The sequence below is a fragment of the [Actinomadura] parvosata subsp. kistnae genome (assembly GCF_900323885.1).
GTDB classification, from domain to species: Bacteria; Actinomycetota; Actinomycetes; order Streptosporangiales; family Streptosporangiaceae; genus Nonomuraea; species Nonomuraea composti.
In genome coordinates this window covers 1,951,597-1,977,668 of the sequence record NZ_OOHJ01000018.1, presented here as the reverse complement: position 1 = coordinate 1,977,668, position 26,072 = coordinate 1,951,597, and the positions used below count along the sequence as shown (strand labels likewise).

15 protein-coding genes and 3 rRNA genes are annotated in these 26,072 nt (G+C 67.7%); 9 read left to right on the top strand and 9 right to left on the bottom strand.

Features of this window, described 5'->3' with window-relative positions; translation table 11 throughout:
- Positions 1 to 79 precede the first annotated feature (79 nt).
- Positions 80 to 2,455 carry a lysylphosphatidylglycerol synthase transmembrane domain-containing protein gene (locus KIS93_RS29095; RefSeq protein ID WP_080044668.1) on the top strand — a complete coding sequence of 792 codons (2,376 nt, stop codon included), beginning with the start codon at positions 80 to 82 and terminating at the stop codon, positions 2,453 to 2,455.
- Here KIS93_RS29095 and mgrA read toward each other — a convergent pair.
- Positions 2,424 to 3,422: an L-glyceraldehyde 3-phosphate reductase gene (mgrA, locus tag KIS93_RS29090; RefSeq protein WP_080044670.1), complete on the bottom strand. Its 999-nt coding sequence runs from the start codon at positions 3,420 to 3,422 to the stop codon at positions 2,424 to 2,426. The genes KIS93_RS29095 and mgrA overlap by 32 nt on opposite strands.
- Positions 3,419 to 5,512 carry a S9 family peptidase gene (locus KIS93_RS29085; protein WP_080044674.1) on the bottom strand — a complete coding sequence of 698 codons (2,094 nt, stop codon included), beginning with the start codon at positions 5,510 to 5,512 and terminating at the stop codon, positions 3,419 to 3,421. Before KIS93_RS29085 ends, mgrA begins: the two co-directional genes overlap by 4 nt.
- A 489-nt stretch (positions 5,513 to 6,001) precedes the next feature.
- Between KIS93_RS29085 and KIS93_RS29080 the strand changes: the two genes are divergently transcribed.
- The 5 genes from KIS93_RS29080 to KIS93_RS69140 all read left to right on the top strand — a co-directional run bounded on the left by KIS93_RS29080 (position 6,002) and on the right by KIS93_RS69140 (position 13,012).
- Positions 6,002 to 7,523 (top strand): 16S ribosomal RNA (locus KIS93_RS29080).
- Between the two features lie 291 nt (positions 7,524 to 7,814).
- Positions 7,815 to 10,919, top strand: a 23S ribosomal RNA gene (locus KIS93_RS29075).
- Between the two features lie 63 nt (positions 10,920 to 10,982).
- Positions 10,983 to 11,099, top strand: a 5S ribosomal RNA gene (gene rrf / locus KIS93_RS29070).
- Together the 16S, 23S and 5S rRNA genes form the textbook arrangement of a ribosomal RNA operon.
- Before the next feature lie 440 nt (positions 11,100 to 11,539).
- The gene (locus tag KIS93_RS29065; RefSeq protein ID WP_080044676.1) at positions 11,540 to 12,115 is read left to right on the top strand and encodes a dihydrofolate reductase family protein; all 576 of its coding nucleotides are present in this window, start codon (positions 11,540 to 11,542) and stop codon (positions 12,113 to 12,115) included.
- Between the two features lie 639 nt (positions 12,116 to 12,754).
- On the top strand, positions 12,755 to 13,012 hold the full coding sequence (locus KIS93_RS69140; protein WP_420895876.1) for a carboxylesterase family protein: 258 nt from the start codon (positions 12,755 to 12,757) through the stop codon (positions 13,010 to 13,012).
- A gap of 887 nt (positions 13,013 to 13,899) precedes the next feature.
- Here KIS93_RS69140 and KIS93_RS29055 read toward each other — a convergent pair.
- Positions 13,900 to 14,664 carry a PhzF family phenazine biosynthesis protein gene (locus KIS93_RS29055; RefSeq protein WP_080044677.1) on the bottom strand — a complete coding sequence of 255 codons (765 nt, stop codon included), beginning with the start codon at positions 14,662 to 14,664 and terminating at the stop codon, positions 13,900 to 13,902.
- A 168-nt stretch (positions 14,665 to 14,832) separates the two neighbouring features.
- On the opposite strand from KIS93_RS29055, the gene KIS93_RS29050 reads away from it, so the two are divergent.
- Positions 14,833 to 15,216: a cell division protein SepF gene (locus KIS93_RS29050; RefSeq protein WP_080044678.1), complete on the top strand. Its 384-nt coding sequence runs from the start codon at positions 14,833 to 14,835 to the stop codon at positions 15,214 to 15,216.
- Between the two features lie 487 nt (positions 15,217 to 15,703).
- Here KIS93_RS29050 and KIS93_RS65740 read toward each other — a convergent pair whose 3' ends face one another.
- From KIS93_RS65740 to KIS93_RS29025, 6 genes are all read right to left on the bottom strand, one after another.
- Complete coding sequence (locus tag KIS93_RS65740; RefSeq protein ID WP_246005377.1) at positions 15,704 to 15,928, bottom strand: hypothetical protein; 225 nt, start codon at positions 15,926 to 15,928, stop codon at positions 15,704 to 15,706.
- Complete coding sequence (locus tag KIS93_RS29045; protein ID WP_246005376.1) at positions 15,925 to 16,995, bottom strand: hypothetical protein; 1,071 nt, start codon at positions 16,993 to 16,995, stop codon at positions 15,925 to 15,927. Before KIS93_RS29045 ends, KIS93_RS65740 begins: the two co-directional genes overlap by 4 nt.
- Before the next feature lie 162 nt (positions 16,996 to 17,157).
- Positions 17,158 to 18,885, bottom strand: coding sequence for an arginine--tRNA ligase (gene argS, locus KIS93_RS29040; protein ID WP_080044680.1), 1,728 nt, complete (start codon positions 18,883 to 18,885; stop codon positions 17,158 to 17,160).
- Positions 18,882 to 21,197: an HAD-IC family P-type ATPase gene (locus KIS93_RS29035; RefSeq protein WP_080044682.1), complete on the bottom strand. Its 2,316-nt coding sequence runs from the start codon at positions 21,195 to 21,197 to the stop codon at positions 18,882 to 18,884. Before KIS93_RS29035 ends, argS begins: the two co-directional genes overlap by 4 nt.
- A 130-nt stretch (positions 21,198 to 21,327) precedes the next feature.
- Complete coding sequence (gene plsX / locus KIS93_RS29030) at positions 21,328 to 22,347, bottom strand: phosphate acyltransferase PlsX (RefSeq protein ID WP_230465750.1); 1,020 nt, start codon at positions 22,345 to 22,347, stop codon at positions 21,328 to 21,330.
- A gap of 112 nt (positions 22,348 to 22,459) precedes the next feature.
- Positions 22,460 to 23,017: a DUF1707 SHOCT-like domain-containing protein gene (locus KIS93_RS29025; RefSeq protein ID WP_230465751.1), complete on the bottom strand. Its 558-nt coding sequence runs from the start codon at positions 23,015 to 23,017 to the stop codon at positions 22,460 to 22,462.
- A 178-nt stretch (positions 23,018 to 23,195) separates the two neighbouring features.
- Here KIS93_RS29025 and KIS93_RS29020 point away from each other — a divergent pair, with 178 nt between their 5' ends.
- A complete protein-coding gene (locus tag KIS93_RS29020) occupies positions 23,196 to 24,512 on the top strand; it encodes a KamA family radical SAM protein (RefSeq protein ID WP_080044683.1) in 1,317 nt (438 codons plus the stop codon).
- Positions 24,513 to 24,904: 392 nt separating this feature from the next.
- Positions 24,905 to 25,855 carry a hypothetical protein gene (locus KIS93_RS29015; RefSeq protein WP_155128938.1) on the top strand — a complete coding sequence of 317 codons (951 nt, stop codon included), beginning with the start codon at positions 24,905 to 24,907 and terminating at the stop codon, positions 25,853 to 25,855.
- Positions 25,856 to 26,072 lie beyond the last annotated feature (217 nt).

Here is a 26,072-nt window from a genome sequence, read left to right as displayed (position 1 = left end):
GGAAGGTGCGGAATCGCTGTCGGTGGCCGATATCAGGGAACGAGATGACGCGGAAGGCCTCACGGAGGGAGAGCCTGCCGTGGCCGAGCCGCGCGCGGACGACGACGTCTACGTCGTAGAGCCGCTGCTGCCCCATCGCCTGCGCCGCCCCTCCGACCTGCTGCGCTTCTTCGCCACGCTCATCGTGCTCGGCGCGGTCATCCTGCTCGCCCTCGTCGCCAAGCAGACCCTCATCGGGCTGGAGGCCGACGTCAAGGAGGGCGCCGAGCTGGTGCCGCTGCTGAGCAGGATCGCCGCCTTCCTCGGCGGCGCCGCCGTGCTCATCGTGCCCGTCGCCTTCGCGGTCGAGCGCGTCTTCCACCGCGACGGCCTGCGCGTCGCCGAAGGGCTGATCGCCGCCATCGTCGGCATGGCCGGATCGTTCCTGCTCGGGCAGTGGCTCGTCGGCGGCAACGTCAACGACCTGCGGGTGCTGCTCACCGGCAACCGGCTGATCGAGCCGCTCAACACGCTGCTCACCTCGGTCATCGCCTACTCCACCGCCGTGCGCATCTCCCGCCGCCCCACCTGGCGCATGCTGATGTGGACGACCATCGCGCTCTACATCCTGGCACTGTTCTCCGGCCGCCAGATCACCATTCCCAGCGCCATCGTCACCGTCCTGGTCGGCATGGCCATCGGCTACGCCACCCTGTACGGCGTCGGCAGCCCCAACACCCGCCCCCCGGGCAACGCCGTCGTCGCCGCGCTGCGCAAGCTGTCGTTCAGCCCCGTCTCCGCCCGCCGCGTCGAGGACGACCACCAGGGCAGCCGCCGCTACGCCATCGGGCTCAAGGACGGCTCCAGCCTCGACGTCACCGTCCTCGACCGCGACCGGCAGGTGGCCGGCCTGCCGTACCGGCTGTGGCGCCGCATCCGCCTCAACTCCGAGACCCGGCGCCGCGCCATCCGCTCGCTGCGCGCCGAGCTCGAACGCGAGGCCCTCATGGCGTACGCCGCCCAGGCCGCCGGCGCGAGCACCCCGCGCCTGCTCGGCACCAGCGAGATCGGCACCGAGGCCGCGCTGCTCGCCTACGAGCACATCGAGACGCGCCCCCTCGACGAGGTGCCCGACGACGAGATCGACGACGAGCTGCTCGCCCAGATCTGGGAGCAGGTGGAGTTGCTGCAGATCCAGCGCCTGGCGCACCGCCGGCTCACCGGAGACAGCATCCACCTCGACCGGGCGGGCCGCGTCGTGCTCACCGACGCGCGCAGCGGCGAGGTCGCCGCCGGAGACCTGCTCCTGCGGCTCGACGTCGCCCAGCTCCTCACCTACCTGTCGCTGCGCGTCGGCCCCGAACGCTCGGTGCGCGCCGCGGCCGACGTCATGGGCCCCGACGCCCTGGCCGCCGCCATGCCGCTGCTCCAGCAGATCGCGCTCACCAGGGAGACCCGCGCCGCGCTGGGCAAGGCCAAGCACGTCCTGCCCGGCATCCGCGAGCACATCGTCGCGCTCAAGCCGCAGAGCAAGGTCGAGGAGGTCCGCCTCGAACGCTTCCGCCCCCGCACCCTGATCACGATCATCGCCAGCGCCGTCGCCGCCTACATCGTGCTCTCCCAGCTCAGCCAGGTGGACGTCTACCACGTCCTCACCACGGCCAACTGGGCCTGGTCGGGGCTGGCGCTGGTGGCCTCGTTCGCGAGCTTCGTGGCCGCCGCGCTCATGCTGCGCGGCTTCGTGCCCGAGCACCTGCCGCTCTGGCGCACGGTGCTCGTGCAGTTCGCCTCCTCCTTCGTCAAGCTGGTCGCGCCCGCCGCCGTCGGCGGCGTCGCCATCAACACCCGCTACCTGCAAAAACGCGGCATCCACCCGGCCAGCGCGGTGGCCAGCGTGGGCGCCTCCCAGCTCATCATGCTGGTCTTCCACATCTCGCTGCTGGCCCTGTTCGCCTACATCACCGGCTCCACCACGCCCACCTCGTTCACGCCCTCGCGCGGGCTCGTCCTGGTGATGCTCGCGGTCGCGGTGCTGGTGGTGGCGGTGCTCGGCGTGCCGCCGCTGCGCCGCCTGGTGACCTCGCGGCTGCGCAAGCTGTTCTCGAACGTGCTGCCCCGGCTGCTCGACGTGCTCCAGTCGCCGCGCAAGATGGTCGAGGCGTGCGTCGGCACCCTCATGATCACCATCATGTTCGTGTTGTGCCTCGACGCCTGCATCGCCGCGTTCGGTCACGAGATCAGCTTCACCGCCGTGGCGGTCGTCTTCCTCACCGCCAACGCCATCGGCTCGGCCGCGCCCACACCCGGCGGGCTGGGCGCGGTCGAGCTGGCGCTCGTGGGCGGCCTGGTGCTGGCCGGCGTCCCCAAGGAGCTGGCCACCTCAGCCGTGCTGCTGTACCGGCTGCTCACGTTCTGGCTGCCGGTACTGCCGGGCTGGGCCGCCTTCACCTACCTCCAGCGGCACGAAGCTCTGTGACTTTGTCGATGGCGGCCAGCTCGTCCTCGGTGAAGGCCGGGCCGTCCACGCACGCCACGTTGTCCTCAAGCTGCTGGACGCTGCTCGCGCCGATCAGCACGCTGGTCACCCGCGGATCCCGCATCGCCCACGACAGCGCCATCTGAGCCAGCGTCTGCCCCCGCGTCCGCGCGATCTCGTTCAGGTCGCGCGCCAGGTCCCGGTCGATCCGGTCGGCGCTCAGGAACCGGCTGGTCGCCGCCCGCGAGTCGGCCGGCACCCCCTCCAGGTACCGATCGGTCAGCAGCCCCTGCGCCAGCGGCGAGAACACGATGCAGCCCATCCCCGCCTCCTCCAGCGTGTCCAGCAGCCCGTCCTCGATCCAGCGGTTGATGATCGAGTAGGACGGCTGGTGGATGAGCAGCGGCGTGCCCAGCTCCCGCATGATCCGCGCGGCCTGCGCCGTCTGCTCCGGCGAGTAGTTGGAGATGCCCGCGTACAGCGCCTTGCCCGAGCGCACCGCCCGGTCCAGCGCCCCCATGGTCTCCTCCAGCGGCGTCTCCGGGTCCGGCCGGTGGCTGTAGAAGATGTCCACGTAGTCGAGGCCCATGCGCCGCAACGACTGGTCGAGGCTGGCCAGCAGGTACTTCCGCGAGCCCCACTCGCCGTACGGGCCGGGCCACATGTCGTAGCCCGCCTTGGTGGAGATGATCAGCTCGTCCCGGTACGGGGCGAAGTCCTCGCGGAAGATCCGGCCGAAGTTCCGCTCCGCCGAGCCGTACGGCACCCCGTAGTTGTTGGCCAGGTCGAAATGCGTCACCCCGAGGTCGAACGCGCGCCGCAGGATCGCCCGCGACGTCTCGATCGGCCGGTTGTCGCCGAAGTTGTGCCACAGGCCCAGCGACACCGCCGGCAGCTTCAGCCCGCTGCGCCCGCTCCGGTTGTACGGCTGGCGCTCGTAACGCCCCTCGTCCGCCTGATACGTCATGACGACGTGCCCCTCTCGATGATCCACGACAGCGCGAACGCCTCTTCCCGCCACGCGTCGTAACGCCCGCTGCGGCCGCCGTGCCCGGCGCCCATCTCCGTCTTGAGCAGGAACGGCCCGCCCTTCGCCGTGGCGCGCAGCCGCGCGATCCACTTCGCCGGCTCGTGGTAGAGCACGCGCGTGTCGTTCAGGCTCGTGATCGCCAGGATCGGCGGGTACGGCCGGCCGTCCACGTTCTCGTACGGCGAGTACCCCTTCATGTACGCGTACACCTCGGGGTCGTGCAGCGGGTCGCCCCACTCGTCCCACTCGATCACCGTCAGCGGCAGCGACGGGTCGAGGATCGTGTTCAGCGCGTCCACGAACGGCACCTCGGCCACCACGCCCGCGAACTCCTCCGGCGCCAGGTTCGCCACCGCGCCCATCAGCAGCCCGCCCGCCGAGCCGCCCCTCGCCACGATCCGCTCGCTCCAGCCGGCCTGCTTCAGGTGCCTGGCCACGGCCACGAAGTCGGTGAACGTGTTGCGCTTCCTCGTCAGCTTGCCGTCCTCGTACCAGCGCCGGCCCATCTCGCCGCCGCCGCGCACGTGCGCGACCGCGAAGACGAACCCCCGGTCCAGCAGCGACAGGCGCGGCACCGAGAAGCCCGGGTCGATCGACGTCTCGTAGCTGCCGTACCCGTACAGCACCGTCGGGGCCGGCTTGGCGGCGTCCTTGCGCTTGACGATGGAGACGGGGATCTTCGTGCCGTCCTCGGCCGTCGCCCACTCGCGGAACTGCTCGTAGTCGGCCGGGTCGTAGCCGCCGAGCACCGGGCGCCGCTTCAGCAGGATCAGCTCGTGGGAGTCGAGTTCGTAGTCGTACACGCTGGGCGGGGTCACCATGCTCGTGTACGCCAGCCGCAGCCGCGTCGTCGTGAACTGGGGGTTGCCCGCCGGGCCGACGTCATACAGGGGCTCGGGGAAGTCGATCTCGTACGCGTTGCGCTCGGCCGCCTCGGCCCGCTCGCGCCACGTGCCGCCCGCGCCGCCGTACGGCAGGACGCGCAGGCCGGTCAGGCCGTCGCGGCGGAAGTGCACCACGGCGTGGTCGGAGAACGCGTCGATCTCCAGCAGCCGCGTGTCGTCGCGGTGGGCGATCAGCGGGGTCCACTCGGCCGGGTCGTCGAGGGGGGCGGTGGCCAGCTCGAAGTTCTCGGCGTTCTCGTTGTGCAGCACGTAGAAGAAGTCGCCCGCGTGCTCGATGCCGTACTCGACGCCGGTCTTCCTGGGGCGCACCACCGTGAACTCGCCCGCCGGGTCACTGGCGTCGAGGATGCGCACCTCACTGGTGATCTTGCTGCCCGCGCCCAGCACGAGGTACTTCTCGCTGCGGGTCAGCCCGATGCCCACCCAGTACCGCTCGTCGCTCTCCTCGTAGACCAGCACGTCCTCCTGGGTGCCCAGGGTGTGCCGGTAGACCTGGTACGGGCGCCAGGCGTCGTCCACGCGCGTGTAGAAGAACGCCGAGCCGTCGGAGGACCAGGCGCCGCCGTAGAAGATGTCGGGGATCTCGTCGGGGAGCAGCTCGCCGGTCTCGAGGTTCTTGAACCTGAGCGTGAAGCGCTCGTCGCCCTTGTAGTCGGTCGAGAACGCCAGCATCGTGCCGTCGGGGGTGACGGAGCTGGTGCCGACCGAGAAGAACGCGCTGTCGCCGGCCAGCTCGTTGCCGTCGAGGATGACCTGCTCGCGGTCGAGCCGGACGCCGGGGGTGATCTCCGGGGGCGCGTCGCTGTCGGCCGGGACGCGGCACGAGACCGCGTACTGCTTGCCCTCCTCGGTGCGGGTGAAGTACCACCACGCGCCCTTGCGGCTGGGCACCGACAGGTCGGTCTCCTGCGTGCGGCCCTTGATCTCCTGGAACACCTGCTCCTGGAGGTCGGCCAGGTGGGCGGTCTGCTGCTTGAGAAAGTCGTTCTCCGCCTCCAGATAAGCGGTCGTGTCTGGATCTTCCTTGTTGCTCAGCCAGGCGTACTCGTCGATGACGGTGTCGCCGTGATGGGTGCGCTCCGTGGGGACCTTCTTCGCCACTGGCGGCGTGTTGCTGCTCACGTGGGGAGTCTATGTTCGGTCGTGATCGTTCTGTTGCCGGAGAAGCGAGCGAAGCGGCACGAGCATCGGGAAGCGCTGCTAATCTTTAAGAGCCGACGCGGTGCGGCGCAACCCTCCTCCATCACTCCGGTGACTTTGGTGTGTTGTGCCACGCTTGTCGGTAATCCCTTGAGACTCGCCGGTCCGGTGATCGATTCGCAAGTCGGTCGACGGGCTGGTAAGTTAGAGGGGTTGTCTCCGAAAGGGGGCAGGGATTAATTCCCGCAGGTCGAGCGAGTCCGGTCAATTTGACAGAGACTTGAACGGCTGGAAGAATTAAGACCACAACGACGAAATGAACGCCTCCGAGCGGGGGCCGCGAGAGTGGCTCTGGTGAGGAAGTACGCGTCCGTTTCTTGAGAACTCAACAGTGTGTTAAAAGCCAGTGCATGATTTTCATGCAACACCTCGTCAAGTATTGACGATTTGCTTGGATTAGTTTCCAGACATTGTTTGGAGAGTTTGATCCTGGCTCAGGACGAACGCTGGCGGCGTGCTTAACACATGCAAGTCGAGCGGAAAGGCCCTTCGGGGTACTCGAGCGGCGAACGGGTGAGTAACACGTGAGCAACCTGCCCCTGACTCTGGGATAAGCCCGGGAAACTGGGTCTAATACCGGATACGACCACCTCCGGCATCGGGTGGTGGTGGAAAGTTTTTTCGGTTGGGGATGGGCTCGCGGCCTATCAGCTTGTTGGTGGGGTAGTGGCCTACCAAGGCGACGACGGGTAGCCGGCCTGAGAGGGCGACCGGCCACACTGGGACTGAGACACGGCCCAGACTCCTACGGGAGGCAGCAGTGGGGAATATTGCGCAATGGGCGGAAGCCTGACGCAGCGACGCCGCGTGGGGGATGACGGCCTTCGGGTTGTAAACCTCTTTCAGCAGGGACGAAGTTGACGTGTACCTGCAGAAGAAGCGCCGGCTAACTACGTGCCAGCAGCCGCGGTAATACGTAGGGCGCAAGCGTTGTCCGGAATTATTGGGCGTAAAGAGCTCGTAGGTGGCTGGTCGCGTCTGCCGTGAAAGCCCGCAGCTTAACTGCGGGTCTGCGGTGGATACGGGCCGGCTAGAGGTAGGTAGGGGCAAGTGGAATTCCTGGTGTAGCGGTGAAATGCGCAGATATCAGGAGGAACACCGGTGGCGAAGGCGGCTTGCTGGGCCTTACCTGACGCTGAGGAGCGAAAGCGTGGGGAGCGAACAGGATTAGATACCCTGGTAGTCCACGCTGTAAACGTTGGGCGCTAGGTGTGGGACCCTTCCACGGGTTCCGTGCCGGAGCTAACGCATTAAGCGCCCCGCCTGGGGAGTACGGCCGCAAGGCTAAAACTCAAAGGAATTGACGGGGGCCCGCACAAGCGGCGGAGCATGTTGCTTAATTCGACGCAACGCGAAGAACCTTACCAAGGTTTGACATCACCCGGAAAGCTCTGGAGACAGAGCCCTCTTCGGACTGGGTGACAGGTGGTGCATGGCTGTCGTCAGCTCGTGTCGTGAGATGTTGGGTTAAGTCCCGCAACGAGCGCAACCCTTGCTCCATGTTGCCAGCAACACCTTCGGGTGGTTGGGGACTCATGGGGGACTGCCGGGGTCAACTCGGAGGAAGGTGGGGATGACGTCAAGTCATCATGCCCCTTATGTCTTGGGCTGCAAACATGCTACAATGGCCGGTACAGAGGGTTGCGATACCGTGAGGTGGAGCGAATCCCTAAAAGCCGGTCTCAGTTCGGATTGGGGTCTGCAACTCGACCCCATGAAGTCGGAGTCGCTAGTAATCGCAGATCAGCAATGCTGCGGTGAATACGTTCCCGGGCCTTGTACACACCGCCCGTCACGTCACGAAAGTCGGCAACACCCGAAGCCCGTGGCCCAACCAGCTTGCTGGGGGGAGCGGTCGAAGGTGGGGCTGGCGATTGGGACGAAGTCGTAACAAGGTAGCCGTACCGGAAGGTGCGGCTGGATCACCTCCTTTCTAAGGAGCACTCTCACCCGTCACCGCCGAATGTGTGGTGGGGTGACAGCTCACTAGTGGAGCACTGGCTACTCAGCCGGTTCGCGTCGTCGGACCGCAAGTACCGCCCCTGTAAGGGGGAGTGGGAACGGGGTTTGCGAGGGCGTGGATCGGCTGGACACACTGTTGGGTCCTGAGGAAACGGGCGACTGTTTTCTTGGAGACAGGGCCACTCAAGCAGCACTGAGGTGTTGTGGCGGTGGTTTGCTGTTTGTTGTTTGAGATTTGCATAGTGGACGCGAGCATCTTTGTGGCCAAGTTTTTTAGGGCACACGGTGGATGCCTTGGCATCAGGAGCCGATGAAGGACGTGGGAGGCTGCGTTAAGCCTCGGGGAGTCGCCAACCAGACGTTGATCCGGGGATGTCCGAATGGGGAAACCTAGCACCAGTCATGTGGTGTTGCCTCCGCCTGAATGTATAGGGCGGTTGGTGGTAACGCGGGGAAGTGAAACATCTCAGTACCCGTAGGAAGAGAAAACAAGAGTGATTCCGTGAGTAGTGGTGAGCGAAAGCGGATGAGGCTAAACCGGGCGTGTGTGATAGCCGGCAGGCGTTGCATGTCCGGGGTCGTGGGACCTTCTGGCGGTCTCTGCCGGGACTGCAGACAGTGATAAATCGATGGGGTAGTTGAAAGCTCTGGGAAGGGCTGCCGTAGACCGTGAGAGCCGGGTAGGCGAAACCTTGTCGACTGTTGGAGGGGATCCCAAGTAGCACGGGGCTCGAGGAATCCTGTGTGAATCTGCCAGGACCACCTGGTAAGCCTAAATACTCCCTGATGACCGATAGTGCACGAGTACCGTGAGGGAAAGGTGAAAAGTGCCCCGGTGAGGGGTCGTGAAATAGTACCTGAAACCGTGTGCCTACAAGCCGTAGGAGCTTAGCTGGGCTTGCTCAGCTGTGATGTGACTGCGTGCCTTTTGAAGAATGAGCCTGCGAGTTATGGTGTGTGGCGAGGTTAACCCGTGTGGGGGAGCCGTAGCGAAAGCGAGTCTGAAGAGGGCGTTTGAGTCGCATGCTGTAGACCCGAAGCGGGGTGATCTACGCATGGGCAGGTTGAAGCTCAGGTAAGACTGGGTGGAGGACCGAACCCACCAGGGTTGAAAACCTGGGGGATGATCTGTGTGTAGGGGTGAAAGGCCAATCAAACTCCGTGATAGCTGGTTCTCCCCGAAATGCATTTAGGTGCAGCGTTGCGTGTTTCTTGCCGGAGGTAGAGCACTGGATGGCCGATGGGCCCGACAAGGTTACTGACGTCAGCCAAACTCCGAATGCCGGTAAGTGAGAGCGTGGCAGTGAGACTGCGGGCGATAAGGTTCGTAGTCGAGAGGGAAACAGCCCAGATCACCGACTAAGGCCCCTAAGCGTGTGCTAAGTGGGAAAGGATGTGGAGTCGCAGAGACAACCAGGAGGTTGGCTTAGAAGCAGCCACCCTTGAAAGAGTGCGTAATAGCTCACTGGTCAAGTGATTCTGCGCCGACAATGTAGCGGGGCTCAAGTACACCGCCGAAGTCGTGGCACTGACAGCTATGTGCTGTTGGTGGGTAGGGGAGCGTCGTGTATGCGGTGAAGCGGCAGAGTGATCTAGCCGTGGAGCGTACGCGAGTGAGAATGCAGGCATGAGTAGCGAATCGAGGGTGAGAAACCCTCGCGCCGGATGACCAAGGGTTCCTGGGCCAGGCTAATCCGCCCAGGGTAAGTCGGGACCTAAGGCGAGGCCGACAGGCGTAGTCGATGGACAACGGGTTGATATTCCCGTACCCGCTTCAATGCGCCCATACTGAACCCCTTGATACTAAGAGTCCTTAACTCGCCTAAAGCCTTCGGGCTTGGGGTCAGAGTGAACGCTCGGCCTGATTGGGTAGTAGGTAAGCGATGGGGTGACGCAGGAAGGTAGTCCAGCCCAGGCGATGGTTGTCCTGGGGTAAGCATGTAGGGAGTGCGGTAGGCAAATCCGCCGCGCATTAATCCTGAGATGTGATGCCGAGCCGATTGTGGTGAAGTGGATGATCCTATGCTGCCGAGAAAAGCCTCTAGTGAGTGTTGTGGCGGCCCGTACCCTAAACCGACTCAGGTGGTCAGGTAGAGAATACTAAGGCGATCGGGTGAACTGTGGTTAAGGAACTCGGCAAATTGCCCCCGTAACTTCGGGAGAAGGGGGACCTCTGCTGGTGATGAGTCTTGCACTCGGAGCTGGTGGGGGTCGCAGTGGCCAGGGGGAAGCGACTGTTTACTAAAAACACAGGTCCGTGCGAAGTCGTAAGACGATGTATACGGACTGACGCCTGCCCGGTGCCGGAACGTTAAGGGGACCGCTTAGCCGCAGCAATGTGGCGAAGGTGAGAACTTAAGCGCCGGTAAACGGCGGTGGTAACTATAACCATCCTAAGGTAGCGAAATTCCTTGTCGGGTAAGTTCCGACCTGCACGAATGGCGTAACGACTTCCCCGCTGTCTCAACCGCAGACCCGGCGAAATTGCACTACGAGTAAAGATGCTCGTTACGCGCAGCAGGACGGAAAGACCCCGGGACCTTCACTACAGCTTGACATTGGCGTTTGGAGCGTCTTGTGTAGGATAGGTGGGAGACTGGGAAGCTCGGACGCTAGTTCGGGTGGAGTCATTGGTGAAATACCACTCTGGTCGTTTTGAACGTCTAACTCTGGTCCGTGATCCGGATCGGGGACAGTGTCTGGTGGGTAGTTTAACTGGGGCGGTTGCCTCCTAAAGGGTAACGGAGGCGCCCAAAGGTTCCCTCAGCCTGGTTGGCAATCAGGTGTTGAGTGTAAGTGCACAAGGGAGCTTGACTGTGAGACTGACGGGTCGAGCAGGAGCGAAAGCTGGGACTAGTGATCCGGCATCGGCGTGTGGAAGCGGTGTCGCTCAACGGCTAAAAGGTACCCCGGGGATAACAGGCTGATCTTCCCCAAGAGTCCATATCGACGGGATGGTTTGGCACCTCGATGTCGGCTCGTCGCATCCTGGGGCTGGAGTAGGTCCCAAGGGTTGGGCTGTTCGCCCATTAAAGCGGTACGCGAGCTGGGTTTAGAACGTCGCGAGACAGTTCGGTCCCTATCCGCTGCGCGCGTAGGAGACTTGAAAGGGGCTGTCCCTAGTACGAGAGGACCGGGACGGACGAACCTCTGGTGTGCCAGTTGTACCGCCAGGTGCACGGCTGGTTGGCTACGTTCGGAAGGGATAACCGCTGAAAGCATCTAAGCGGGAAGCTCGCCTTGAGATGAGGTCTCCCACCCTGTGAGGGGGTAAGGCTCCCGGTAGACGACCGGGTTGATAGGCCGGAGGTGGAAGCGCGGTAACGTGTGGAGCTGACCGGTACTAATAGGCCGAGGACTTGACCACAAAGCAACTCTTGCTCGCGTCCACTATGCAGTTCTGAGACAGCAAATGGCTGTTTCGCAGGGTTACGGCGGTTATGGCGGGAAGGAAACACCCGGTTACATTCCGAACCCGGAAGTTAAGCTTCCCTGCGCCGATGGTACTGCACTCGGGAGGGTGTGGGAGAGTAGGTCACCGCCGGACAATCTTTATATGGAAGGGCCCCGATTCGTCGGGGCCCTTTCTTTTTGCCCTCAAGGCGTCAGACCGGGTCCGGCGATCCCGATCCTGGGCTCCGCGGTCGCCTGGAAGCGCCCGGCTGGAGCAGGTCTTGGGCATCGCACGAGCACGCGCCGTCTCTTCGGCGGCTGCATCCGCCGGCGACGCCTTCGCCCGCCCTCGCGTGGTTGGCCGTCGAGTCGTTGGTCGATCGGCGACCGGCCCACCGCGCCGGGCATCGAGCCACCGGGAAGAAGAGCGCCATCCTCAGCGCAAGGGGGCGCCCTGCCCAGCGCGTCGGATGGGCCGGAAAAGTTTTGGGAGAAAATCCGGGAGAGGTGTCGGATCGGGGCGGGGGCGTTCGTAGCAGGGGTGAGGCCGCCGCAAGAGGCGCGCGACCAGCTTCTCGCTCGTAAGGAGTCACCATGACCGCCACCTACACCTTCGACATCTTCTCCACGCTCGACGGCTACGCCAACCACAAGGGGGACTGGGGCGGCTACTGGGGCAAGCAGGGCCCCGAGTTCCTCGCACATCGCGCCGCCGCTTACAGTGAGCCGCTGCGCATGGTGCTGGGGTCCAAGACGTACACGTCGAACGCGCCGTTCCTGGCCCCGGGCTTCGACCGCAGCCTGTTCGACGAGTGGATCACGCACATGTTCGACTCGCCGGTCACGGTGCTCTCCAACCGGCTGACGGAGCCGCTCGCGTGGCCGGGCACGACCATCGAGCCCGGCGACCCCGTCGAGGCAGTCAGGCGCCTCAAGGCCGAGTCCGACGTGCCGCTGCGCTCCCACGGCAGCCTGATGCTCAACCGAGCGCTCCTGAACGCCGGCCTCGTCGACATCATCGAGGTGACGGTCTTCCCGGTCATCAGCGGTGCGACCGGCGTCGACCGGATCTTCGACGGCGCGGACGACTTCGACCTGGAGCTGATCGAGGCCCGAACCTTCGACACCAACACGCAGGTCCTGACCTACCGACCGACCCGACACGGTTGATCGCCCGGACGCGACGGGTGTTGGTGACGGAGTGAGCGAGGTAAAGCGAGCGGGGCGATGCTGCTGCCGCCCCCGCCGGATGGACGGACCGGCCGCGCTGGGGACCCACCTGGGCCACTTACGCGGCTTGGCCCGCCCTGGGACCATACACAGCCTCGTCCGGCCTGCCTTGGAACCTTGCACGGCTTCGTCCGGCCGCTTTGGTACCTTACGCGGTTCGTCCGGCCGCTTTGGAACCCTGCACGGCTGCGCCTGGCCCGCCCTTCACACCACCGCGCGCCGCACCCGGGCCGCTGATACGGGAGAAAGCAGCTCCCATGGGTAAGGGGCGCACAGGATCGGCGATCAGGAGGCGCCTGGGCGGCTGCGCGGCGGCTTTGGTGGCGGCGTTGCCGGTAGCGATGGCGCCTCCCGTATACGCGGGGGCCAGTACCGCGCCGGCGGCCGTGACTCAGGACGGGCCGATGGCTGTCATTCGACAGAAGCGGGTGGCCGTCAGCCAGGACGGGTCGGTGTCCGTCACTCTCGACATGGGCGGGTGGCTGTGACCCGGGACGGATCGGGGGCCGCCCCTCAGCCCGGGCCGGTGGGCGTGGCCCAGGACAGGCCGGTGGCCATCACTTAGCTCGGCCGGTAACAGTGAACCGGCCTGAGACGGTAGTCGTGACCCAGAGCGGGCCGGTTGCCGGGATCCAGAAGCAAGGCGTCTCGTCGGTTCGGGGGATTGCGTACGCCGCCGCGCCGATCGGGTCGCGTCGCTTTCTGCCGCCGGCTCCTCCGCGCAAGTGGACCGAGCCCAAGGACGCCTCGCGTCTTGAGCCCGGCGTCCTTGCAGGATCACGACGAGCACGAGGCCGTCGAGGGGACCTCGCTGTCGGAGGACTGCCTGACGCTTAACATGTGGACTCCGTTCACCCGAGGCAGGCAAGCCCGTTATCGTCTTCATCCACGGCGGCTTCGTCACCGGCTCGGCTCCCAGTCCCTGGTACGACGGGACCGCGCCGGCTCTGCGGGACGCGCACCGTGGTCGGCGAATCGGCGGCAAGATCAGCATCTCGCCCTGCTCGGCAGCCCGTCCGCCGACGACCTCTACAACGGGGCGGTGTTGCAGAGCCGAACGGCCGGTACTACCGCGACCCGGCAGCGGTCGCCCAGCGCTTCACGCAGTTGGTCCGCGTCCGCGACGCCCGGCAGCGGCTGAATCCGGACGTCGGCAAGCTGCAGGAGGCCGCTCGCGAGCTGTACGCCACCAAGTTCGCTGACACCACCTTCCACCTCGTGGTCGACGGCACCGTCGTCCCCGAGCTGCCGATAGAGCGCATCGCCTCACCCGACGACCCGGCCAAAGCCGGTCATCATCGGCACCACGCTCGACGAGGCCCGCTACTGGATGTACTACCTGCCCGAGATCGACAGGCTGCCTCACGAGCTACGACGAGCCCTGATTGCGCTCCCTGGTCGGTGACCGAGCTCACGCGGCCATCGGCGCGTACCGGAGTGAGCGCCCCGACCTCACCCCCACTCAGGTCGGGATCGCGCTGAGTGGCGGCGTCGGGTTCCGCATGCCGCCATCCGGATGGAGCCCGTGATGCAAGTCCATGACCGCGCGCGACACGAATGCCGCCTTGGTGACCCGCCTCTCGCGGAAGACCGGTCGCCGCCACTACCGGGGTGATCAGCGCCTCATGCGGCTTGGGGAACGTGCGCAGGCGTTCGGCCTTGCCTGCCCGCCCGGTTCGGCCCCATAGGCCGGTAAGGGGCCGTACAGGGCTGGGCCGCGGCGATCAGACGTGCAGCTCGCCCGAGAGGACGGTGATCGCATGGCCCGCGAGGTGGACGCGGTCGCCGGCGTGGGTGACGTGGACGAGGCCGCCCCGGGACGAGAGTTGGGCGCCCACCAGTGAGGTACGGCCCAGGCGTTGCGACCAGTACGGGGAGAGGGCGCAGTGGGCCGAGCCGGTCACCGGGTCCTCCGGGACGCCCACCCTGGGGGCGAAGAAGCGGGAGACGAAGTCGGTTTTGGTACCGGGGGCTGTGACGATGATTCCTCTTGCGTCAATGAGGTTTAGAGCGGCTATGTCGGGGGTAAGAGCGATTACCGCTTCTTCCGAGTCCAGCTCCACCAGCAGGTCGAGCTGACTTTTCCCGACCCGCACCGGGGAAGCACCGAGGGCTTTCGCCAGCCCGGGAGGGGGCTCGCTGAGCGTGACCTCCTTGGCGGGGAAATCCATTGTGATCATGCCGTCGGGGCGCCGATTCACGGTAAGCGTGCCGCTGGCCGTGCTGAATTCGAGCGGCCCCTCCGCCGCACCGGTCGAATAGAGGACGTGTGCGGTCGCGAGAGTGGCATGACCACACAGCGTGACCTCAACGACAGGGGTGAACCACCGTAGCTCATCCCCTAGCAGGAAGGCGGTCTCGGAGAGGTTCATCTCCGCGGCTACGCTCTGCATCCATTGCGCAGTAACCGGAGTGTCCAACAGGCAGACAGCCGCGGGATTACCCTGGAAAGCTGAGTCAGTGAAGGCGTCGACCGTGAAGAGGCGCATGTGGCTGATGGTATACGGGGGTCGGATATCCAGCTGCAAGCAGGCTGCAAGCCGTACAAAATGGAATTAGGGCTGGGCGTGTCGCGTGGCGAATGCGGAATCGTCGGTTACCGTCCAATGTGTAGGGACGTGCCGATTACGGTGAGTTCCTGAGGAAAGGACAAGCCGATGGGGGCAGTGCGCAAGGTGGTGAGCTACCTTGGCCTGAGCGGGGTCGATCACTACGACGAGGGCTATGACGACGACGAGCAGTACGAGGACGAGTACGTCCCCGCGACCGAGCGGGCCGCCAGGCGGTGGCGCGCGAACGTCGACTCCTCGCGGATCGTGATGGTTCAGCCGCTCAAGTACAACGACGCACCGTTGATCGGCCAGCACTTCCGAGACGGTCAGACGGTGATCATGGACGTCACGGGCATGTCGATGCCTGAGGCGACGCGGATGGTGGACTTCGCCGCCGGGCTGGCATTCGGCTGCGAGGGGCGGATCGAGCGCATCGCCGAGCGCGTCTTCCTCCTCGCGCCGGCTCACGTGGAGATCGAGACCACCTGAGCCCGTAGACACCTGAGCTGAGCATCGAGGAACCTGCCCTGGGCGAGGGGCGGGTTCCTCGTCATTTTGCGGCCCGAGAACCGGACGGTGCCCAGCCCCTCGCCCCGGCTGGCCGACTGGGTGCCCAGCTCTGACTCTTGCCCAGCCTGCATTGTGCGCACCGTGCCCGCTGTGCCGTGCCCGGGGGGTGAGGTGTGCGCGCCTGTGCCGGGGTGCGCGCTGTGGGCCCGTTCCGGGGGTGCGCCTTGTGCGTCTGTGCCCGGAGTGGGCGGTGTGGCCCTGTGCCGGAGGTGCCCGCTGTGTCCGATCTGGGCAACGTGTAGGCAGCCGGGCGGAGGAACTGGCCGCGCGGTGGGGCTGGCCGTGCAAGGAGCGGCTGGCCATGCGACGTGGGCGTTGCCGCCGCGCGGTGTGGGCGTTCCCGCCGTGTGGCCGGTGTCGGGCGGGGAGCTCGCCGGCGGCGTGCTCCCCGCCCGACCGGCTGGGGTCAGTGGGCGGCGCGGGGGCCGCGGCGGATGAGGCGGGTGAGTTCGGCGGCGTCCTCCGCCGCCTGCTTGGCGCGGGTCTCCGACTCGCGTGCGTACGCGTGCAGCGCCCACACCGCCCCTTCGGCCAGCTCCTTCAGCTCGTTGACCTGCCCGGCGACGTAGCGGGCGTCGGCCTCGATGAGCTTGCGGCGCTGCCAGAGCTGCCAGCCGGCCAGGCCGATCATGGCGACGGCGGCGGCGGCGAGCAGGTGGGGCCGAGAGCGGCGCCGGCGAGGCAGGCGACGCCGGCGACGATGAGCACCAGGGCGGCCCATGGGCGGCCGCGCGGCACCATGCCCTCGGTGAGGATGGACTCCTCGGCGGCGGCGAGGGAGGCGGCGTCGGGGCCTTCGGGGCGCAGGTGGATGCGGTGGCCGAGGAGCGGGACGGTGAGGGTGGCGGGTGGTTCGAGGCGGCTGTCGGCCTCCAGCTCCTCCGCGACGCCGCGCAGGATGGGCGCGGCCACGTGCAGGGCGATCGCGGCGAGGTGCGGGTCGGCGCCGGGGCGCAGGTCGTCGAGCAGGTACGAGCTGAGCGACGCCATGGGCCCGGCGGGCCCGCCCTGCCCGATGAGGGTGCGCAGCACGGCCAGCGGCTCGTCCTCGGCCCAGGCGGCGGCCGGGGTGGCGGGGTTGTTGTCGAGCGGGGCGGGCGAGTCGTGCTCCGACTGCCGGGTGGAGGTGATCTCGGCGCAGCGGCCGCGGAGCCGGGCCAGCCGGGCGGCCGCCACGGACGGCCTGGCCAGCTCGGGGATCTCGGCCATCTCGGGGAAGTCGGCCAGGGAGGGCGGCACGACGACGGACGGCTCGCCGGGCACGAGGGCCTGCACCCACTGCTCGGGGTCGGCGTGCTCTTGGACGGCGAGGGCGTCGAGCTTGCGCAGGACGAAGATCTTGCCGGCGGGCCCGTAGGCGCCGCGGGCGGCGGCCAGCCAGAGGGAGCGCTGACCGTGGGAGACGGGCCGGTCGAGCGACAGCTCGCCGAACGCGGTGCCCAGCCAGGAGGCGTGGATGCGGCTGCCCTGCCCGGACACGGCCAGCGCCAGGCAGAGGAACAGGGCGGTCTGTTGCTGGTCGCGGCCGGCGGCCCGGCTCAGCGGCTCGAGCGGGTCATCGCCGGACAGGAGGGCGACGAGCGCTTCGAGTGCCGGGGGCAGCCAGTAGCCGGGTACGTCGCTGAAGCTCGGCGCGGCCGGAGGCGCGGTGCCCTTGGCGGCGAGGTGCGCCAGCAGCGCTTCGGCGTAGCGATGCAATTCGGTCGCTGCTTGGGGGCTCGCAGTCAGGTCCGTGCTCAAGGCAGAGAACTCCCCCATTTCGGCCTCAGTTCATGACCGCGTAAAGCCTAGCCGTTGGGGCGCGCCAACCCGGTGGAGGCGCGCCCACGACGGAACGGGAGACTTTGAGCCAACTGCCTGTTACATGCGCTCGGGGACAGGGACGCCCAGAAGGTCGAGGCCCGTCTCCAGCACCCGCAACGTCAGCGCGCACAGGGCGAGCCGCTGGTCTCGGGTCTGGGGGTCGACGCCTTCCTTGATGACCGGGCACTCCTCGTAGAACGTGCTGAGCAGGCTGGCCGTCTGGAAGAGGAACGCGCACAGGCGGTGCGGCTCGGAGGCGGCGGTGACCTGGGCGACGAGCTCGCCGAAGCCCAGCAGGTGCAGGCCGAGGGCGCGCTCGGCGGGGGCCGCGAGCACGATGGGCGCGGTGGCGTCGGCCGGGGAGATGCCGGCCCGGCGGAAGATCGAGCGGATCCGGGCCGTCGCGTACTGCATGTAGGGGCCGGTGTTGCCGGTGGTGGCCACCATGCGGTCGAGGTCGAAGACGTACTCGCTGTCGTGGCTCACCGACAGGTCGGCGTACTTCACCGCGGCCATGCCGACGGCGTGGGCGATCTCCCGCTGGGTGGCCTCGTCGTAGCCGCGGTCCTCGATGAGCTTGGCGGCGCGGTCGATGGCCTCCTGGAGGAGGTCCATCAGCTTGACGGACTCGCCGGAGCGGGTCTTGAAGCGGCGGCCGTCCTTGCCCAGCATCATGCCGATGCGCACGTGCTCGGCCTGGACGGTGTCGGGCAGCCAGCCGGCCTCCTTGGCGGCGGCGAACACCATCTGGAAGTGCAGCGCCTGCTCGTTGCCCACGACGTAGAGGATGCGGTCGGCCTTGAGGTCGTGGACGCGGTAGCGGATGGCGGCCATGTCGGTGGTGGCGTAGCCGTAGCCGCCGTCGCTCTTCCTGATGATGAGCGGCAGCGGCTTGTCGTCGGAGCCGGTGAAGCCGGGCGGGAACACGCAGAGCGCGCCCTCGCTGAGCACGGCCGTGCCGGACGCCTCGAGGTCGTCGCAGGTCTTCTGGAGCATGGGGTTGTACATGCTCTCGCCGGCGATGTCGGCGTCGGTCAGGGTGACGCCGAGCACGTCGTAGACCTTGTTGAAGAAGCGCACGGTGGCGTCCATGAACACGTGCCACAGGCGCAGCGTGTCGGGGTCGCCCGACTGCAGGGTGCTGACCCGCGCGCGGGCACGCGTCTTGAACGCCTCGTCACCGTCGAACTTGGCCCGCGCCGCCTGGTAGAACTCGGTGCCCTGGCCGGCCTCCAGTTGCGCGACCGCGGCCGGCTCGCCGATGTCGAGCAGGTGCTCGATGAGCATGCCGAACGGGGTGCCCCAGTCGCCCAGGTGGTTTTGCCTGATGACCTTGTTGCCGAGGTGCTCGTGCAGGCGGGCCAGCGAGTCGCCGACGATCGTGGTGCGCAGGTGGCCGACGTGCATCTCCTTGGCCGCGTTGGGCGCGGAGTAGTCGATCACGACGGTCTGCGCGGGCGTGACGGTGCCGACGCCGAGGCGCGGGTCGGCCAGCATCTGCCGGGCCTCGGACTCGACCCACGCGTCGCTGAGCGTGATGTTGAGGAAGCCGGGGCCGCTGACCTCGACCGTGCCGGGGAAGTCGGCCAGCTCGGCGGTGATCGCCTCGGCGACCTCCCGCGGGGACCGTCGCAGGCGCTTGGCCAGGCTCATCGCGACGTTCGCCTGGAAGTCGGCGAACTGGGAGGGCCGGATCAGCGGATCTGCGTCGGCGTGCTCGGGGCCGAACGCGCGGGCCAGCGCCTGCTGGACGCGCTCGGTGAGCACAATCTGCGGGTCGGTCATGGTCTAAGGGTACCGGCGAGCTTGACCGCGCCGCTTATCATGAGCGCCGCCACGATCGAGATGCCGGCGGCGGTCAGGTCGTTGCCGAGGTCGCCCGGCTCGAGGGCGAAGAACTCCCTGACGAACGGCAGCGCCATGCCGATGACGAACAGCACCGCCATGCCGCCGACGAGCAGCACCCGCCACCAGTTGAGCGGCCTGGCGATGAGCACGAGCACCCACCAGGTGGTGAGGAAGAGCGTGATCACGGCCGCCGTCTGGTTCTCCAGGAGACTGGCGGCGCCGTTGTGCGCGGCCCAGAACGACACCAGCACCGCCGCCGCGCACAGCACCCCCGCCGGTACGGCGAAGCGCAGCACCCGCCGCACGAACCCGGGCTTGGACCGCTCAAGGGTGGGCGCCAGCGCGAGGAAGAACGCGGGGATGCCGATGACGAGGGCGTTGACGAGGGTCGAGTGCCGTGGCGCGAACGGGAAGGCCACCCCGGCGACCCCGACGAGCAGCGACAGGACGATCGCGTAGAACGTCTTGGTGAGGAACAGGTTGGAGACCCGTTCGATGTTGGCCAGCACCCGCCGGCCCTCGCCCACGACGTGCGGCAGCGTGGCGAACCTGTCGTCGAGCAGCACGACCTGCGCGACGGCCTTGGTGGCGGGGCTGCCCGCGCCCATGGCGATGCCGAGGTCGGCGTCCTTGAGCGCGAGCACGTCGTTGACGCCGTCGCCGGTCATGGCCACGGTGTGGCCGCGGGCCTGGAGCGCGGCCACGAACTCGCGCTTCTGCTGCGGGCTGACCCGGCCGAAGACGGTGTGGGTGTCGAGCAGCTCGCCGAGCTTGGCGGGGTCGTCGTGGGGGAGGGTGCGGGCGTCGATGGAGCGCTCGCCGCCGGGGATGCCGAGGCCGGTCGCGATGGCGGAGACCGCCAGCGGGTTGTCACCCGAGATGATCTTGAGGGTGACGCCCTGCTTGGCGAAGTACCCGAGCGTCTCGCGGGCGTCCGGCCGGACGCGCTGGTCGAGCGTGACGAGCGCGACCGGCTCCACCTCCGCCTCGCCGCTCTCGGTGCCCGGCAAGGAGTCCGTACGGCACAGCGCCAGCACCCGCGTGCCCGTGGCGGCCAGCTCGGTGGCCCGGTCGAGGCAGGCGCCGCCGCGCAGCAGCACGTCGGGGGCGCCCAGCACCCAGGCGCCGTGCTCGCCGAAGTCGGCCCCGCTCCACTTGCGCGCCGAGGAGAACGGGACGGTCGAGCGGGCCGTCCACCCTTCAGGGGCGGCGGGGTGGCGGGCCCTGATGGCCTCGGCGGTGGCGTTGGGCCGCTCGTCGAGGTTGGCCAGGGCCGCCAGCGCCTGATCCGCGGCGGGGTCGTCGCCGACGGGCAGGACCTCGCCGAGGTCCATCCCGCCCGCCGTGAGCGTGCCCGTCTTGTCCAGGCAGAGCACGTCGACCCTGGCCAGGCCCTCGATCGCGGGCAGCTCCTGCACCAGGACCTTGCGCCGGCCCAGGCGGACGACGCCGACGGCGAACGCGATGGAGGTCATCAGCACCAGACCCTCGGGGATCATGGTGACGATGCCCGCGACGGCGCCGGTGACGGCGGTGCGCAGGTCGGCGGAGTTGTGCAGCTGGCTGTAGATCAGCAGGGCGCCGATCGGGATGACCAGCCAGGTGATGTACTTGATGAAGTTCGAGACGCCCGCGCGCAGCTCGGAGTGGGCGAGGTGGAACTTGCTGGCCTCCTCGGCCAGCTTCGCCGCGTACGCGTCGGTGCCGACCCGCGTCGCCACGAACGCGCCCGACCCGGCCACCGCGAAGCTGCCCGACAGCACCTGGTCGCCCTGCTGCTTGTGCACGGGGTCGGCCTCGCCGGTGAGCAGCGACTCGTCGATCTCGAGGCCGTCGGAGTGCACGACCTCGCCGTCCACGAGCAGCCGGTCGCCGGGGCCGAGCAGGATGAGGTCGCCGAGGACCACCTCGTGGGGGTGGATCTCGCGTTCCGCGCCGTCGCGGCGCACGCGTACGGGAGCCTCGTTGATCACGGCGAGGCGGTCGAGCGTGCGCTTGGCCCGCAGCTCCTGGACGATGCCGATGAGCGCGTTGGCCACGATGACCAGCCCGAACAGGCCGTCCTGCCACTCACCGAAGATCAGGATGAGCGCCCAGAGCACGCCGATGACGAGGTTGAAGAGGGTGAAGACGTTCGCCCTGAGGATCGCGCTCAGCGAGCGGCTGGAGCGGCGCGGGATGTGGTTCGCCTTCGCCTTGGCCACCTGCTCGAAGGTGAGCCCGTGGGCCACCGAGATGAGCCCGTCCACATAAGCCCCCGTTTCTGCGGATCGGTCTCACACCTTAGAGGTTCCTGAGAAGCGGGGGGAGGTACTTGAGTCGGGTCTTCGTGACCTCCTGAAGGAGGAGATCCGCCGTGCGACGGCCCTGACCTGCGCGTCACCACAGCCGGTGGGAGCGGCCCCCGGCGGACATGCGTTCGCCGATCGCGGACACCACTCCCGCGGCCGACAGGTCCGCGGCCAGTTGGCACGCCGCGCTGATGCCCTGCGCCTTGGAGGCGCCGTGGGCGATGACGACGGTGCCGTTCAGCCCGAGCAGCACCGCGCCGCCGTGCGCCTCCGGGTCGAGGCGGCGGCGCAGCTCGCGCAGGCGCGAGCGCTGCATGGCGGCGCCCAGCCGGGCCAGCCGGCTCTCGCTGACCGCCTCCCGCAGCTCGGCGAACGCGTAGCGGACCGCGCCCTCCATGGTCTTCAGCGCCACGTTCCCGGTGAAGCCGTCGGTGGTGATGACGTCGACCTTGCCGGTCAGCAGGTCGTGGCCCTCGACGTTGCCGGCGAAGTTGATGCCGGGGGAGCCCTGCAGCAGCTCGTGCGCGCGCCTGACCAGCTTGTCGCCCTTCTCGGCCTCGCTGCCGATGGTGAGCAGGCCGACCTTGGGGTCGGTGATGCCGTGCGCGAGCTCGGCGTACGTGGCCCCGAGGTGCGCGAACTGCACCAGCATCTCCGGCTTGACCTCGGCGTTCGCGCCCGCGTCGAGGAGCACGGCGGGGGCGGGCAGCGTGGGCAGGTCCACGGCGATGGCAGGTCTGAGCACGCCCTGCTGGCCCTTCAGGCGGAGCCTGCCGGTGGTCACGATGCCCGCCGTCGACCCGGCGGACACGACCGCGCAGGCGTCGCCGCGGCGGACGAGGTGGCAGGCGATCGCGATGCTGGAGCGGGGGCGGCGCAGGCTGGCCAGCGCGCCCTCGTCCATCTCCAGCGCCTCCTCGGCGCGGACGATCGGCACCTCTTTGGTGGCGTCGTGGTCGGCCAGCGCCTCGTAGAGGACGCGCGGGGAGCCGACGAGCACGACGGGCAGGCCGCGCTCCCGGACGGCGTGCACGGCCCCGGCCACGATCTCGTGCGGCGCGTGGTCGCCGCCCATGGCGTCGAGCGCCACTGGCCTGCTCTCGGACACTGCTCACCTCGTACGGCATCGAGCCCGCCGCCACGGCTTCGGCCGGTTCGCGGGCTCGGTACGTCCGCACGCAGGCAAGGCAGGTGCCAGGGTAACCGGCGGGTAGGACCGGCTAGTGCAGGTTCCAGTCGTCCTTGCCCCGGGTGACGATCACCTTGGAGAACTTCGACGCCCCCGTGAGCCGGATCAGCGGCCCGTCCACCTCGGAGCCCGCCGTCACGTTCCGCTTGCCGAACAGGGAGCTGCCCTCGTCGATGACGTGGGCGTCTTCGGGCACCCGCACGATCATCTTGCTGAACCGCGCGCTGGTCTCGATCGTGATCTCGCGGCCGGGCAGCACGGCGTCGGACAGGTCGATGACGAGTGCCCCGAACCGGGCGGACAGCCGCAGGTGCCGGGAGGCGACCCACCGCCCCTTGCGCACGACCTTGCTGAACTTGGAGCTGATCACCTGCTGCTCGATCGCGGCGGGCACGTCGGACGCGGACACCTGGGGCAGGTCCCGGGTGAGGGGCACGAGCTCGCCCATTGTCTTGGCCGTGTAGGCCACGTCGAGGCGGTCGGCGTGCTCGATGGTGGTGAGTCTTCCCGTGGCGAGTGCCTCTGCCAGCACGGCGGCCACGCGGTCGCGGTCGGCGTCTGAGGCGCGCAGGTCCGGATCGTCGGTCACGAAAAATCAGTGTACGCCCATACGCGATATGTCGCGAGTGCCCTCAAACCTCAAGGAAAACTTGGAGCCCAGCGGAACCGCGAACGCGGGCAAGCGCGTCCGGGTATTAAGAACCGTAGACGCGCGACAGGGTCGTGAGGTTTACACCCGATCGAACAAAAAAGATGGGAACGGCCTAGTGATCTTGAACCAAGCAGGCACGCGACGTTTCCGGGCGTACACGTCCAAGCATCTCGACCAGCTTCTGCAGCGCGCGGGGCTGGGGGACGACGAGCGGCTCAAGGTGCGCGCCGTCGCCACGGTGCTGCCCTTCCGGACGAACGCCTATGTCGTCGATGAACTCATAGATTGGTCGGCCGCGCCCGACGACCCCATGTACCGGCTCGTCTTCCCACAGGAGGACATGCTGCCCGCGGCAGACGTGGCCAGGCTGGCCGACCTGCTGAAGGCGGAGGCGCCGAACGCCGAGATCCAGGCCGAGGCCAACCGCGTACGCGCACAGCTCAACCCGCATCCCGCCGGCCAGAAGGAGCTGAACGTCCCCAAGATCGGGGACGAGCCCGTCCCCGGCATGCAGCACAAATATCCGGAAACCGTGCTGATCTTCCCCAAGCAGGGGCAGACCTGTCACGCCTACTGCACCTACTGCTTCCGGTGGGCGCAGTTCGTCGGCGACGCGGACCTCAAGTTCGCCTCCGACGACATCGAGCAGATGGTCGGCTACATCCGCCGGCATCCCGAGGTCACCAGCGTGCTGATCACCGGCGGCGACGCCATGATCATGGGCGAGCCGGTGATCAGGCGCTACATCGAGCCGCTGCTGGAGCTCGACCAGCTCGAATCCATCAGGATCGGCACCAAGGCGCTCGCCTACTGGCCGCAGCGCTTCACCACCGACCCCGACGCCGACGACACGCTCCGCCTGTTCGAGCAGGTCGTCAAGGCGGGCAAGAACCTCGCGTTCATGGCGCACTTCTCGCACCCGCGCGAGCTGGAGTCCCAGCTCGTCGGGTCGGCCGTCGAACGCATCCTCGGCAGCGGCGCCACGATCAGGACCCAGGCGCCCCTCATCAGATCCATCAACGACGACCCCGCCGTGTGGTCGGGCATGTGGCGGCGCCAGCTCAGAATGGGGTTGATCCCCTACTACATGTTCGTCGAGCGCGACACCGGGCCCCAGGACTACTTCGCGGTCCCGCTGGCGCGCGCGTACGAGATCTTCCGGGACGCGTACTCCACCGTGTCCGGGCTCTGTCGCACGGTGCGCGGGCCCTCCATGTCGGCCACGCCGGGCAAGGTGTGCGTGGACGGCGTCATGGAAGTCGCCGGGGAGCAGGTGTTCGTGCTCCACTTCATCCAGGCCCGAGACCCCTCACTCGTGGGGCGGCCGTTCTTCGCGCGCTACGACCCGTCCGCCGTGTGGCTGACGGACCTGCGCCCGGCCTTCGCCGAACGTTTCCCGTTCGAGCCGGCGGACGCCCTCCTGACCGTCTGACCCGGCCGCGCGCGTCCACCGCGACCGGAGAATTTCCGGGCCCCGGCCTGTGAACATTTGTTTTCGCGACCCTTTGTTCACGGACTGCCGGGGCCCTCTTGTGTGCACCGGCGAGTCGCGCACAATATCGGAAACAAGACCCGCCTATTTCCCGTTTTGTGCCGCCGCTCAACACTCCCCCTTTACTCGGTAACCGGGCTGCAAACCCCTGCTACATGGGGATTCATGCGCCTGCGGCCGATCAAGCCGAGTGATAGAACTGCTTGCGTAGCTCAGCCGTGGCGACACGCTTCGTGTGGTGCCCATAGCGCGTCCGCAACGGCATACGGGGGTTATCGATTCGCATTTCCACCGCATTCGAGAGCGATCGATCACGAGCCGGGAAGGCAATCATGAATCGAGTAGTCAAGGCGGCGCTGGCCGTCACAGCATTCGGCTTGGCGGCGGCGGCGATGGCCGTGCCGGCACAGGCGGAAGTCCAATACAACACCGCCAGGTACGTTCCGATCGACGGCCTGGGCGGAGGCACCATCGCCGGCGCCGACCCGCTCGGCGGGCTGCTCAGCAGCCTCGTCGGCAGCGGGGGCGGCCTGCTCGGCGCCCTCGGCGGCGGCGCCAAGTCCGGCGCCGCGTCGGGCGGCCAGATGTCCGAGGTCGAGCGCGACATCGCCAGCGAGAACCAGGCGGAGAGCGACGGCACCACGGCCAACGCGGCCGAGGACGTCACCGCCGACGGCGGCCCGCTGCCCGAGCTGTCGCCCATCGTCAGCAGCCTCAGCAGCGTCCCGCTCGGCGGCGGCGGCCTGACCGAGTCCCTGCCCCTCCTGGGCGCCTCCCGCATGGCGATGCCCTCGGTCAAGGGCGGCAAGCAGGCCCAGGGCGACGTCCTGGGCGGCGCGATGGCCGGCACGGTCGGCTCGTCCTTCGAGAGCGCGGTCAGCTCCCTGAGCGGCACCAACCTGCTGCCCGTCTCCGGCGGCGCCGCCACGACCAAGACCATGGCGAGCAGCTCCCAGGGCCTCGGCAACTTCTCCGCCGACGCCCTCCTGGGCGGGGTCACCGAAGCCACGTGGCGCGCGCTCCCGCACACCGCGGGCCGCCAGCTCGGCCCGGCGATCGGCCAGGTGACGCCCGCCGAGATGGCGCCGGTCGTCCAGGCGCTGCCCGGCACCACCCAGGCCGCCTCGATGGACGAGCTGGCCCCGCTGGTGGAGGACACCTCCGCCTTCGTCGAAAGCCGCGGCGTGCAGACCGCCGGCGCCTACGGCGACCTGATCACCGCCCTCGGCTGGACCACCGACGCGCTGACGAGCTCGGTACGGGGCACCGCGGCCCGCGACTAGTCGCCGCACTGGGCTCGCGACCAGGCAACTCCTAGAAACGCGGCTGGACACACCTGAGCTCATGGCCGGGCACTCCCTGATGCGCGGCTAGGCGCGGCTTCCGGGACGGTGACCCGGGCCATGACCTCCAGGTTCGTGACCGGACGCGGCTCCTGGACGCGACCCCCAGGTTCGCGACTGGGCCGTGATGGAGGCGCTGACGAGCGCGGCCTCCCAA